The sequence below is a fragment of the Shewanella gelidimarina genome, from assembly GCF_023283945.1.
GTDB lineage: Bacteria > Pseudomonadota > Gammaproteobacteria > Enterobacterales > Shewanellaceae > Shewanella > Shewanella gelidimarina.
This window is the reverse complement of record NZ_JAKIKW010000015.1, coordinates 115,295-127,951: the sequence shown is the minus strand read 5'-3', so window position 1 is coordinate 127,951 and position 12,657 is coordinate 115,295. Positions and strand designations below refer to the sequence as shown.

The 12,657-nt window shown below is 42.4% G+C and carries 12 protein-coding genes and 1 other RNA gene; 5 read left to right on the top strand and 8 right to left on the bottom strand.

What is annotated here, in order from left to right:
- Nucleotides 1-93 precede the first annotated feature (93 nt).
- The 3 genes from L2729_RS13810 to smpB all read right to left on the bottom strand — a co-directional run bounded on the left by L2729_RS13810 (nucleotide 94) and on the right by smpB (nucleotide 2,193).
- Entirely contained in the window at nucleotides 94-801 is a 708-nt protein-coding gene (locus tag L2729_RS13810; RefSeq protein ID WP_248988781.1) for a tyrosine-type recombinase/integrase, read from the bottom strand.
- A 431-nt stretch (nucleotides 802-1,232) separates the two neighbouring features.
- Nucleotides 1,233-1,587, bottom strand: a transfer-messenger RNA (tmRNA) gene (ssrA, locus tag L2729_RS13805).
- Between the two features lie 111 nt (nucleotides 1,588-1,698).
- Nucleotides 1,699-2,193 (bottom strand): SsrA-binding protein SmpB, encoded by a 495-nt coding sequence (gene smpB, locus L2729_RS13800; RefSeq protein ID WP_101093378.1) that lies wholly within the window; start codon nucleotides 2,191-2,193, stop codon nucleotides 1,699-1,701.
- 192 nt (nucleotides 2,194-2,385) lie between these two features.
- On the opposite strand from smpB, the gene L2729_RS13795 reads away from it, so the two are divergent.
- Both L2729_RS13795 and L2729_RS13790 read left to right on the top strand, forming a co-directional pair.
- Entirely contained in the window at nucleotides 2,386-2,817 is a 432-nt protein-coding gene (locus tag L2729_RS13795; protein WP_101093385.1) for an SRPBCC family protein, read from the top strand.
- Nucleotides 2,814-3,146, top strand: a complete 333-nt coding sequence (locus tag L2729_RS13790) for an RnfH family protein (RefSeq protein ID WP_248988780.1) — start codon at nucleotides 2,814-2,816, stop codon at nucleotides 3,144-3,146. The genes L2729_RS13795 and L2729_RS13790 overlap by 4 nt, the downstream gene beginning before the upstream one ends.
- Before the next feature lie 163 nt (nucleotides 3,147-3,309).
- On the opposite strand, the gene L2729_RS13785 is transcribed toward L2729_RS13790, so the two are convergent.
- The gene (locus tag L2729_RS13785) at nucleotides 3,310-3,807 is read right to left on the bottom strand and encodes an outer membrane protein assembly factor BamE (RefSeq protein ID WP_248988779.1); all 498 of its coding nucleotides are present in this window, start codon (nucleotides 3,805-3,807) and stop codon (nucleotides 3,310-3,312) included.
- Nucleotides 3,808-5,215: 1,408 nt separating this feature from the next.
- Here L2729_RS13785 and aceB point away from each other — a divergent pair.
- On the top strand, nucleotides 5,216-6,841 hold the full coding sequence (gene aceB / locus L2729_RS13780) for a malate synthase A (RefSeq protein ID WP_248988778.1): 1,626 nt from the start codon (nucleotides 5,216-5,218) through the stop codon (nucleotides 6,839-6,841).
- 451 nt (nucleotides 6,842-7,292) lie between these two features.
- Nucleotides 7,293-8,768, top strand: a complete 1,476-nt coding sequence (locus L2729_RS13775; RefSeq protein WP_248988777.1) for an HDOD domain-containing protein — start codon at nucleotides 7,293-7,295, stop codon at nucleotides 8,766-8,768.
- Nucleotides 8,769-8,844: 76 nt separating this feature from the next.
- Here the strand turns inward: L2729_RS13775 and L2729_RS13770 are convergent, their stop codons facing one another.
- The 4 genes from L2729_RS13770 to L2729_RS13755 all read right to left on the bottom strand — a co-directional run bounded on the left by L2729_RS13770 (nucleotide 8,845) and on the right by L2729_RS13755 (nucleotide 11,787).
- Nucleotides 8,845-9,342, bottom strand: coding sequence for a nuclear transport factor 2 family protein (locus L2729_RS13770; protein WP_248988776.1), 498 nt, complete (start codon nucleotides 9,340-9,342; stop codon nucleotides 8,845-8,847).
- Between the two features lie 239 nt (nucleotides 9,343-9,581).
- Nucleotides 9,582-10,406, bottom strand: a complete 825-nt coding sequence (locus tag L2729_RS13765; RefSeq protein WP_248988775.1) for a M90 family metallopeptidase — start codon at nucleotides 10,404-10,406, stop codon at nucleotides 9,582-9,584.
- 222 nt (nucleotides 10,407-10,628) lie between these two features.
- Nucleotides 10,629-11,084 carry a CopG family transcriptional regulator gene (locus L2729_RS13760; RefSeq protein WP_248988774.1) on the bottom strand — a complete coding sequence of 152 codons (456 nt, stop codon included), beginning with the start codon at nucleotides 11,082-11,084 and terminating at the stop codon, nucleotides 10,629-10,631.
- Complete coding sequence (locus L2729_RS13755) at nucleotides 11,044-11,787, bottom strand: division plane positioning ATPase MipZ (protein ID WP_248988773.1); 744 nt, start codon at nucleotides 11,785-11,787, stop codon at nucleotides 11,044-11,046. The genes L2729_RS13760 and L2729_RS13755 overlap by 41 nt, the downstream gene beginning before the upstream one ends.
- Nucleotides 11,788-12,355: 568 nt before the next feature.
- On the opposite strand from L2729_RS13755, the gene L2729_RS13750 reads away from it, so the two are divergent.
- On the top strand, nucleotides 12,356-12,583 hold the full coding sequence (locus L2729_RS13750) for a DUF3820 family protein (RefSeq protein WP_101093369.1): 228 nt from the start codon (nucleotides 12,356-12,358) through the stop codon (nucleotides 12,581-12,583).
- Nucleotides 12,584-12,657 lie beyond the last annotated feature (74 nt).

Genomic DNA, 12,657 nt, shown 5'->3' with positions numbered 1-12,657 from the left:
ATTCGGGGGTAAAATTACGTTTTATACGTTTAGTCATACGATCACCTAAATAATAACGAGGCCATAATATCAACCTCTAACTAGATGGCCAAATTAACTATGCCACTTCAGAGCGAGTGATACTTCAATAAGCTCAGCATCAAAGCCTTGTTCATTTAGTGTGGTACTAGCCAATGAGCGTAGGCCGTGAGCGACTAAACGACCTTTGTAGCCCATACGCCTGATAGCCATATTGGCCGTTTCGGTGTTGGTGTGATTATTGTTGTTTCTATCTGCAGGGAAGATGTATTCCAAGTCACCGCTGATTTTATGCATGCGATTTAACAGCGATATGACCAGTGGTGTGAGTGGGATGATATGTTCACGCTTCATCTTCATTCTTTCAGCTGGAATCGTCCAAAGCTGCTTATCAAAATCAATTTCAGTCCATTTTGCTTCTGCTAGGCGGGTCATAGTGTGCAACTGAATTTCAATTAGACAGCGAGTAGTTATCTTGATACTAGAGTAGGTTAATGCTTCCATAAACTCTGGCAGCTCAGCTGGTTTGAGGGTAGGCATTTGTTGCTTCTCTGGGACACCAAAAGCAGCCGCTATGCCAATAAGTGGGTTTGAATGTATCAGGCCAGTGTTGACTGCAAAGGTCATCACCTCGTTTAGCCAGCTGATCACACGCTTACAGGTTTCTATATTTCCCTTAGCTTCGGCAGGCTTGAGCACTTGAATAACTTGTGGGGCTGTTAAGGCGCTGATTGGTGTCTCTCCTAGGGCAGGGAAGAGGTAGATCTCAAGGCGTCGATACAATTTTTGGCCGTGATTTTCTGTGTTTTGATTTCGAACCAGGTGTCGGTGACAAGTTTGAAGGTGTTACAGCAAAGAGGAGCTAGCCAGTAATCGATAGTTCTGATATTTGGCTGTCGCCACTTTGTCGCCATTGAGGCATTTTATCGCAATTCATAGGTGAAAAATAATTAGCGTGAAAGAGTATTTAAGCTCAGATAAGGAGAAGGTTTATTATCTAATGGTGGTGTGCTGGTGTGGGATTTGAACTTTTTAGTATTTGGTGGAGTCGGCGGGTTTACTCGTATCATCCTGACACTCGCCCCTTCGGGGCCGTCGCAAGCGACGTTCAAGTTTGTTCCCGACAAACTTGTCGAACCCTAACGCGGCTTCTCGCCCACACCGCCAACCAATAAAAAAGCCCCGATACTTTCGTATCGGGGCTTTCTAATATTTGGTGGAGGCGGCGGGGCTCGAACCCGCGTCCAAAAAGCCTACGTCCAAGGCACTACATGCTTAGTCTCTCTTTTGGTTAACCAAGTACACTCCGAAAGACAGGATTGTAATTGGCGAGTTCAGTACTATTTCGCGGTTCACCCCTGAACGTGGTTCCCTCGCTATCAAATGTAAGATGACCATCTAAGAACCAAACCCATTTGATAAGTTTCGGCAAGATGGCTAGCTAGCCTAAGCTGCTAGAGAGTAGTTAGAGTCGTTTGCAACTATAACGGTGCGGCTTTTTACGAGGCCAACCGCCCCTCGGCATGCTCCCAGGGTTTCGAGAATCTTGTCGAATCCAGAATCGCCCCCAAGTACAGATTGATTGTAACGCGACACATCTTGTTTTACCAAGCATAAAAATCGCATTTGCAATCGTTTGTTCGTTTTGCGTACGTTAATAAAAAATCAATGGCGCTTAAGTTACTGTTGTACCGCTTTTTTAATGGTACGCGCTTTTTCTATCTGCCATTCGCGATCTTTAGTATCGTCACGCTTGTCGTGTTCTTTCTTACCTTTACCTAGACCTATTTCGATCTTTACCCATGCGCCTTTCTGCCAGTACATAGAGATAGGTACGATTGAGTAACCTTTACGATCGACTAAGCCTTTTAATTTATCTAACTCTTTACGTTTGAGCAGTAATTTACGTGAGCGCAATGGATCGCACACGACATGAGTCGAGGCGGTGTTGAGTGGCGCGATAGTACAACCAAAAAGAAAGGCTTCGCCTTCTCTTAGAAATACGTAGCTTTCAGACAAGTTAACCTTGCCCATACGAATAGACTTAACTTCCCATCCCATTAGAGATAGGCCTGCTTCCATCTTCTCTTCAAACTTATAGTCAAAAGTCGCGCGTTTATTACGGGCGATTGAAGCGGAAGTGTTCTTTGAGTTTTTTGCGTTTTTCTTAGCCATAGGCTGGCTATTATACGCAGGCAAGCTCAATTTGGAATTGGCGAAGCCAAAATATTCGGTTATTTATGGATTCACTGATGCGTTTGTCTGCTTTTTAAGCACTTAATGAAGGTTAAGCGTGTCAAAGATGCGTTTTTTTGTAGGCATGTTAAAATTCAGCAATCCTGTTTATATTTTGAGTATCAATCATCAATGCCGCAAATTTCCCGCAATGTATTAGTTCGTTTTAGTGCGATGCAGATGTATGACTTAGTCAATGATGTCGAATCTTATAAAGAGTTCTTGCCAGGTTGTGTGGGTGGCAAGGTGTTGGAGTTTGATGGCACAACGATGGTGGCCTCGGTTGATGTGGCTAAAGCGGGGATAAGTAAAACATTTACCACTCGCAATCAGGTTGTTGCGGGCAAGAGTATTAAGCTGCAGTTAGAAAATGGCCCCTTTAAAGAATTGATTGGTGAGTGGACGTTTACTGAGTTAGCGGAAGATGCCTGTAAAGTCGATTTTGAACTCAGTTTTGAGTTTTCTAGCCCGATAGCGGACTTGGCATTTGGTAAGGTGTTTAAAGAATTAATGTCTTCTATGGTGACGGCATTTACTCGTCGCGCTAAGGTGATTTACACATGAATACGGAACAAGGTCAGTTTACGGTTGAAATTATCTATGCTCTACCGCAACAGCAAAAGCGGATTAAAGTGAACATTGAACCTGGTACCACGTGTATTGATGCGGTGAAGCAAAGTGATATGCAGCGCTATTTCCCTGAAATTGACTTAGAAACGGTTAAGTTAGGTATTTTTAGTCGTTCAGTTAAACACTCTGAAGTACTGCAACCTGGGCAGCGGGTTGAGATCTACCGAGCACTTATCGCTGATCCTAAAGATGTGCGTCGTAAACGTGCAGAAAAAGCGAAAGACGAAGGGCGAGTGAATAAGATCACCGGCGCCAAGCTGTAAAGGGACTTTTGTTACTCTGCGCTATTTTGTTGTTACACGATGAATTGAGTCAGTTGCTGCTTTAAAAGGTTATAGCCCTAAAACAAAAATGCGAGTCTCTTTAAAAGAGGCTCGCATTTTTAATATCTGTTGTAAGCTCAGCAGGGCTGAGCTAACACTCCAATTATTCGAAGTTTTTCTCTGATAGCGACTCTGGTTGAGTTTCTTGCTCTTCAACTAAAGGCACGGCTTGAGGACGTTGCTCTGGGATCAGAGGTTCGCCTTCTGGCATATTAACTTCAGGTAGCTTGCTCTCTTCAAGTGGAGTATTAAACTCTTCACTCAAATCATAGTCACCTTTCACTTCAGATAGCACATCGCCATTAAAGTTAATGATCAGCTCTTTATGGATGATGCTAGCATCGCGGCCACTTTTATAGTGGTAGACGTAGTACCAAGTATCGTCTGAAAAACTATCACGTAAAACAGGGCGGCCTAATACGTACTCAACCTGCTCTTTAGTCATGTCAATACGCAGCTTTTCTACTTGCTGGTCTTCCATGTAGTTACCTTGTGGAATGTCAGGCTTGTAGATTAAATAGTCGAATACACCACAGCCACTTAGCGATAGTGAGAGCGCAGCAGCGCCCAAAAGGGTAAGACTTCTTTTTTTAATTGTCATTGAATGCGCTACTTCATCAAAATCTGTCGGCCATAATACCCAAGCAATCCCCTATCTGACAAGGGCTATTGTCGCAGAGTTTGCTCAGGTTGCTAATCTATGTTGTTTCTCGGTTTTAACACTGAGGCTACATAAGCTGTTTATATTGAGTGGTAAACCGGTAATTAGTTCATTTGCATTAGTATTTTTCTTGGGTGTAGTGCGTCGATGCTGCATTTAAATGGGGCTGAAAAATATTTAGTTAACAAGATAAATGAAGATGTATTAATCCATATTGTATTGAAATTAATAGTTTTATTGTTTTTTGAAGCGATTGGGAGCTGCTGTGGTTTGTTGTCTTTAGCTTATTCCGTAGCTTTTGTATGAATAAGCCTCAACAGATGTCGTTTTGCTGCAGTTAAAGCAATGGCTATTGATTATTGGTGCAATGGAGTATTGATTTATTTCTGAGTCGTTGTAGCAATACTCAATAGCTTTATCGATGAATTGCTCGATATCTTGATATCCGCAACGGAGCAGCCTATACCTTTGGTTAAAACCTGCCGCTCTCAATAATGGCGGGCCACCAATTGACTGATTACAAATTTTTGCATTGTAAAATTGAGTGGCTCGGCCGAGAGGGTATGATAAGCCTTGCGCAAATACAGACCTGTAAATGGGGGTATTGGTTTGGTTTAAGTCATAATTTCAAAAAAAGTTAACATAAAACCAATGTTTTTTGTGATGTTAGTCACTATTCACCCTCGGTCTGAGTTGTTAACACTCAAACTCTTAACTTCTACTTAACGTAAACGTCAAATTAAAACAGTTGTTTACATCGGTGGTTATTCGCTATATTTTTAACTTGCTGGTAATTAAGAGTTTATTTGATTAACGCCAAAGAGAAGTGTAAACGCTTTCCGATATCCGCGATATTTTCATGCTTGATGGTAACCGTATTAAATGGTTTACATGTCGTAATTAATTTACGGAATGTAATTCTAGCGAGCTTGCTTGGTCAACTGGTCTTACACGTCTTTACTTTTGAACTCACACAAATGCCACGCTGAGTTAAGTTGTTGTTATTAATTGGTATTTATGGCTATTAGTGCTATAGATAACCATGTTGCAGATGCGATTTCAATCCTCTTTTGAGTTGTTGTCGAACTAGGGCTTACTTGCATCAGTCGCGGTTTATCGTTAGCTTTTGTTGCAAATAACGACATAAACCCAAATGACCTCGAAATACAGGAGTCAGCATTTCGAGGTCATTTGGGTATATACCCCTAAGTATGTTTTTTGTTCGGCAGCGATTTTCTATTCAAGAGAGAATTAATCCCTACATAATTGAAGCCGCACTACATACACCACTGTAGGCGATGGTTTCTTAAAGCAAACATACTGGCGATACAGTTTGGAGATAAAGTTTATGGCAGAACAGATCACAATTGATAATAGCCTTGTTGAAGATAAACTTGTGATTACCGCTAGTACTGTCAGTGGACAAGAAACGGTATTAACAGAAGGTGCGTTAAGTTTACTTAAAACACTCTGTAAGCACTTTGCTAACGATGTACCGACATTACTCGCCAACCGAAAGATAAAGCAAGGGCTTGTCGATAAAGGTCAGTTGCCTGATTTCATTGAACAGACTAAAGCCGTTCGAGAAAGTGACTGGAAGATCAGAGGGATCCCCCACGACTTGCAAGATAGGCGCGTTGAAATAACGGGGCCGGTCGAACGTAAAATGGTGATTAACGCACTTAATGCCAATGCAAAAGTGTTTATGGCTGATTTTGAAGATTCACTTGCCCCAAGCTGGGACAAGGTGATTGAAGGCCAGATTAATTTACGTGATGCCATTAGCGGTGACATTAGTTATACCTCTGCAGAAACGGGTAAATCATATACGTTAGCTGCTGATCCTGCGGTGTTGATTTGTCGTGTACGTGGGCTGCACATGTTAGAGAAACACGTAAGCTATGCTGAGCAAGCGATCCCTGCGGCTCTGTTCGACTTTTGTGTCTATTTTTATAATAACTATCGTCAGTTGCTAAGTAAGGGGAGTGGCCCGTACTTCTATATTCCTAAACTTGAAAGCCATTTAGAAGCGCGTTGGTGGGCAAGGGTATTTGCGTTTGTAGAGGAGCGTTTTTGTCTACAACCTGGCACGATTAAATGCACTTGTTTGATAGAAACCCTACCTGCTGTATTTGAGATGGATGAAATTTTATATGAATTACGCTCAAACATTGTGGCGCTTAACTGCGGGCGTTGGGACTATATCTTCAGCTATATAAAAACACTGAATAACCATAGTGACCGTATATTGCCCGACAGACAATCAGTGACCATGGATACCCCCTTTCTGAGTGCCTACTCGCGCTTATTGGTTAAAACGTGTCATAAACGTGGCGCGTTAGCGATGGGCGGCATGGCTGCGTTTATTCCTGCAAAAGATCCCATAGCCAATCAACAGATCCTAGATAAAGTACGTCAAGACAAACAGCTTGAAGCACGGAATGGTCACGATGGCACTTGGGTGGCCCATCCAGGTTTGGCTGATACTGCCATGGAAGTTTTCAATCAGTATATTGGAGATGATCATGTTAATCAGTTGCATATCACTCGCGATGTCGATGCGCCAATATTGGCTCATGAACTGTTATCAGCCTGCAAAGGTGAGCGAACAGAAGATGGGATGCGCCGCAATATTCGTATTGCATTGCGCTATATAGAGGCATGGATCAACGGTAATGGTTGTGTCCCGATATATGGGTTAATGGAAGATGCTGCCACGGCTGAAATTTCTCGCACTTCGATTTGGCAGTGGATTAAGCATCAACAGAAGTTATCCAATGGCACATTAGTCACCAAATCTTTGTTTAAAGATATGTTGGTTCAGGAGCTGGCTCAGGTTAAAGAGGAGGTGGGGGCAGATAGATTCACTCATGGTCGCTTTACCGAAGCCGCGGTTATTCTTGATCAGACGACTACTGCCGATGAGCTGGTTGATTTTATTACTCAGCCTGTTTATGAGCTCCTTATTGCATAAGTTTTATTTTACAGAACAGGTTAACTGTGGCTTTAAAGATTAAATGTAAAACAGGGTTTAATATTTTAGTTTTATAAAGTGTTAGTCGCTGATTGGTTTTAAAGTTTGGCTGCCTTTTGCGGCTTGTGTCCCCCGCGTAGTATTCCTACGTACTATGCGGGTTTTTAATAAAAAGAGTACTCCCCCTGCTTCCCAGTTTGGTGATGACTGTTTACGTTTGTGATTGGCGGCCCTTCGGGGTCGCATTTTTTTATTCTTCTTAAGCCTCCCATATTCACCATAAATGTCAGTTAAACGTCGCCGTAAGGCCAGTGAATCCTGCATTTAACGCCAATTACGTATACAATTAACGCTATTAGACTGCTAAAGTCAGCGCTGAAAATAACCTGTAAAAAGCGCTATATCCTACATAGACGTTTGGCCGCTTAAGTTGCCATAAGTAGAGTCGCATTTGAAAGCTAACAGCATACAAGATACCAAGTTAAGAGGTGCGGACTATTGGACGCACAGGATCAGTGAGCAGGAGATGCCTGCACTATGCTCGACAGTTAAAACGTTAGAGAAACTGGCTAAAGATGATGTTTCTTCAATGGCGATATTAGGTCAAAGCGTGATGCATGATAACGCGCTTACATCGCGAATTTTACGGGTGGCCAATAGCGTCACCTACAGTAAAGGCATCACTCAGGTGACCACGGTCAGTAAGGCAGCGGTAGTACTGGGTTTTGATGCGATAAAGAATATCTGTATTACCGTAAAGTTACTGAGTAGTTTACTGGAAACTGAAGGTCTGTCAGAAGGGGTTTATAAACGTCTACTTGGCTTAATGGCGCAGGCTTTTCAGGCGGCAATGTTAACTAAAATGTTGATGCATGATCATGATGAGGAGTTGCAAGAGGAGGTCTTTATCGCTTCACTTCTTTATCATATCGGAGAGAGCGCTTTTTGGGGGACGGGTTGTGCAGAAACCTTAGTGTTAGACGCTAAGCTCAATAAATGCCAATCGACAGTGGAGCGTGACAAGGCTGTTAGGGAAGTTTTAGGCACTAGCTTTCAACAACTGTCAGCCGGTATCGCTCGTAGCTGGGGGTTAGGCAGTGTATTGATAAAATCGCTTAGTCAGCCTGATGAACGTACCCCTGAAATTCGCAGTATCTTTCTTGCCAACAAACTTAGCCAACTTCTGTCGCAAAAGCCGCCATCGATACTGGAATTATCTAAACGCTTAAAACAAACTGCTAATATTTTAAATATTGAAATTGATGAATTAAAAGCGCGCATGATCCGCTGCCATAAAGCCACAGAAATCATGGCCGATGCCTACGGTGCCCATGTATTAATTGATTTCTTACCCGATGTAAACCAACTTATCCTTGAGCACAATGTCCCTCAGCCTCAGCCTGTAATAAGAGCTGCCGATGTGTTTGAACAGTTAAAGTGTCTGCGGGCATTAACGCAATGTGCGTTGAACAAGGCTGATTTCAACCAGGTCTTGTCGATAGCGCTTCAGGGAGTTCTAAAAGGTGTAGGGGTTGACCGATGTGCGGTGTTGTTGCTGACCCCAAACCGTAAGACATTGCAGCCGCGTATCGTATTAGGCGACGGGGCAGCGGAGATGAAAAATAATTTTACTATCGATCTCAATGGAGATAAAAATCTGTTTCAAGAGTCTATACAAATCAAGAGTGCGCTGTTTGTTGATAATCCACATTCAAGCAAATGGCGGCTTTATATGGATGATACATTAAGGGCATTGACGTCACCTTCAGGCTTTATGGTTGCGCCCTTGATTATGAACCATACAGTGATTGGCGTTTTATATGCCGACAAAGACACTTCAGGAAGGCGCTTGAGCAAAGAGGATTTTGTTGGTTTTAGCCATTTTGCAGAACTATCGAATGTCTGTTTTTCTGCTGCAGTGAAGTAGCCTTTTTACTTTTTAGTTAGCGCTCTCAATGTTCATTGGGACGTGCATCCCCATCCCCCAAAGCGCTATCGCTATGCTAAGGGGCGTCAGCGGCAATTATTTGCATTGTAATCGATTTTGCAATGTCATTTGGAATGGGAAAGCTCAAATGATATTGGGCAATTTTCCAACCTTGAGCAGTCTTTATCAAAGTGCCTGTGCCACGGCTCACTCCGTAAGATGCGCTATTAAGAATTTCATCAAACCAGATAACCTCCCCATGCTGAGTCATTACTCGGCTGGTTAAGTCATAACGCCACCCTTTTGTAGGGCGCGCATATTGCTCAAATGTCGCCTTATCCCAGTGTTCATTGACATCAGTTCCGATAAATATGCCATTGTCAGCGTATAGGTCAAAATAGTTGTCCCAATCAGCATTAGCCGAATAGATATTAAGGTGGTTCAGAAGGGCTGCTGCTTGTTGCTTATCATCATTTTGGCTGCTTGTTTGCGCGACGGCATTGAATCCAAATAGTAGCAATGTTAATAGTGCTGCTCGCCATACTGTCGATGTTCTATGGTGTAGATTAAACATAAATGCCTCATGCTATTGGTTTTGTTTTAGTGCGTCTCATTGACTGTATTTTTTATCATACGTTCGTTTTTACTGAGGCCACTTTATTTGCGTTGGTTGTTACCGTGCTTTACTAGCCATTTTATCAAGCTGGGCGTTATGCTGTTTAGCCCGTTAGGTGGCATCGCTTAAGTCTGATACGAATATATTATGCTACATCACAAAGGATCACAAAAATCAGCACGATAGGTCTACAGTCCTTACTGCCAATTTACAGGATCGAGCTTATAAAAAGTGCTCAACTCCTTATATAGCGCTGAATGTTGGGCTATAAACGCTTGAGGTTGTTCGAAAAAAACCTCGCTAATCACGGCAAAAAACTCAGCCGGATTGGTTGCACCGTAATAGCTAAATAATGAATATTGCTGTAGTTGGCTTGCTTCAACTAATTGTTGGTATTCCTGCATCATTACGGCTGACCAAGATGCATAGTCTTGTGTTCGGGTTAATATAGGTGCGCCGTTAGCATTACCGTCTTCTTGGTCAAGTTGATGAGCAAACTCATGAATGACCACGTTACTGCCATCATCAGGCACTGCTGCGCCCTCTTTGGTGGTTTGCCAGGATAGAATCACTTTGCCATGCTGCCATGACTCCCCCGAGAGAACTCGACTGCGCTCTGACACTAGGCCATTTGCATCGCGTTGTTCATTGTTAACGACAAACACGGATGGATAGATAAGGATCTCTTTTAAGTGTGGGTAGAAGTCAGTTTTGCGGTTGAGTAGCAGCAAGCATGCTTGGGCTGCCACCGTCACGCGAATATCATCATCAATCTCTAAACCATCACAGCCGACAAACTGTTTCTCTGCAATAAACACCTGGATATGTTTTTTCAGCTGCAGTTGCAGATCCGTAGGGAGTGAGCGGAAAAATGGGATCCGCTTTTTTAGAATGATACGCCAAGCCTGGGGGAAGGGCGCTTGAGTCAGCATTTTTCTGCGCCGGTTGGCACGCCATGTTCGACTAACAATCCAAAAAATAGCGCTACCGCTAATGAGTAATATTAATAAAATCGCGAGCATCAAACCCCCTAATTAACATGTGAAGCCAAGATCCTCGTTACCGATAATGTGGCTGATGTTAATGATATGTGGACTAGGCAGTTGGAATTCAACGATAAATGTGCAGGATAGAGACTTTTTATGGGAAATAAGCAGCTGATGGAGTATCGATAGGATAAAAAAAGGCTGACAGATCAATAATTAAAAACGTTTCCATTTCTGCCAGCTAAGTTGGGAGGGTGGTTACTCTACAATAATACTTTTCTCTATTTCTCTTCTCTCTTGTTGTGTTTTATTAAAATGATGCTCAATTAAAAAACGCACTAGTTTTGACTTGGCAACATCACCGTCATCAGCCAAGGTTGCCAGATGAGCGATGGCAGATTCACTCAATGTGAATGTTGATTTTCTAAACGGAGCATTTCCTTTTGTTATTCTCTTAATCGTTGCCGATTTTGCTATAACGCACATATCGTCAGCGAATACATTCAACGCAGACAAATTCAACGGGTTCTTGTTAAAGTTTAGTTCAATCACCTTATTTGTTGAGGGAGCAAGTTGCGCTTCTCCGACAGCATAGCGGTTAGCATCGTTGATGAAATCATCAATTAAATCATCTAACGCTAACTGTGATGTCTGGATTTTTTGATGAGCAGACTTAGACAGCGTAGAGTTTTTCTTGAGATCTGTCAGACCCATATTCACCTCTCATCTTTTTCATCTGTTTTTCGGCGATACGATTGCGTATCTCTGTTGCATTAGCCACTTGTAGCATTTCGGTCGCTATACCACGGATCTCGTTGGCAGCTTTACCCTGTGGTTCAATCTCTAACACAGATAAGCCTGACTCTTCACTGTCATCATAGATGTTTCGGCTATAAGTAATGGCATCAAGAACGTTGATGTCATAGGTTTTACACACTTCTTTAGCTTCTAAAATACGGTTAGCTTGGTTAGGTAAACTAGGGCATTGGGTTATGACAAATGTTGCGCGCATTTTTGGGTTTATCATCATGCATGTCGCAACAATATCATCCATATGGCTCACGGTTTTAAGGTCACGACGTTTAGGTCTGAGCGGCATGAGTACATGTGATGCTACTGACATTGTTGCGCGAAGGGCGAGGTTATCTTGGCCACCACAATCAACAATGACATAGTCATAGTGTTGCTCAAGACTGAGTAAGTCATTACGTATTTTCCCGTATAACTGTACGCAGTTGATACTGGGCAATTCTGGGTTGTTATTTCTGGCATGGATCCAGTCTGAAGTGGTGCGTTGAGGATCGCAATCAACCATAATCACTGAAGCTTGGCATTCTGCAGTTAAGAAAACGGCAACATTTTGCGCTAAACAACTCTTACCACTACCGCCTTTTTCACCACCAACTAATATAATCATGCTTTATCCTCAAGTACGCGTTTATTTATCTGACTGTTAAGAAGCTGCTGGATGCGCACTGGTTTTATTGGGATAGCTTGATTAGCTTATGTCACCCAATGCAACAGCTGTAACATTAATTTAGGCTGCGACAGGCCTAAGGTCAACGGTATGATTTTTGACACTTTTATTTCAATTGACTGATGAAGTATTTTTGACAAAAAAACCGCTTTCGTTGGTTTTTTGACGCTATAGTCGGTGAGAAGACTTACTAAGCCTGTTTGTTACATTTATTAGTGACTTAGGTGGTTTTTAGGTCGTAAATATGTAGTTTAAACGGGTATGTTGACCCAGTAGTGAGGCGTTGTTGTTATCACTCTTAAGTTTAATATTTCAAAAGTGACCTTTATCTATTACTTATATATTAATTGATTATATGGGTTTAGTGGGTCATAACCACTTGGTACCCATTCAGTGTTCGAGAATGTAAAGCGATAAGCGTGTTATAAAAAAATGCCGCCTTTGAATCCTACTCCATGTTAGGCTTTGCCGATAAATCAGCAGCAGTCATAAACACGGATGCAGCACAGTGGATGAGACGTTATTACAAGAAGCGATTAGCCAGAAAATGCCCTTTGGCAAATATGCTGGGCGCTATTTACTCGAATTACCAGAACCATACTTGGTGTGGTTTCACTCAAAAGGTTTTCCTGAGGGTAAGCTGGGGCAGCAATTGGCATTAATGTATGAAGTGAAGCTCAATGGGCTTGAAGGCATGTTGCAACCTCTGCTCGACAAGGTAAAGCGGGCAAGGTGACCGATTTAATTGCTTCTTAAAAAAGTTCCGTGATAGGGCTAAATTTCCTTTGGAATGAGAGTTGCGTCTAATAG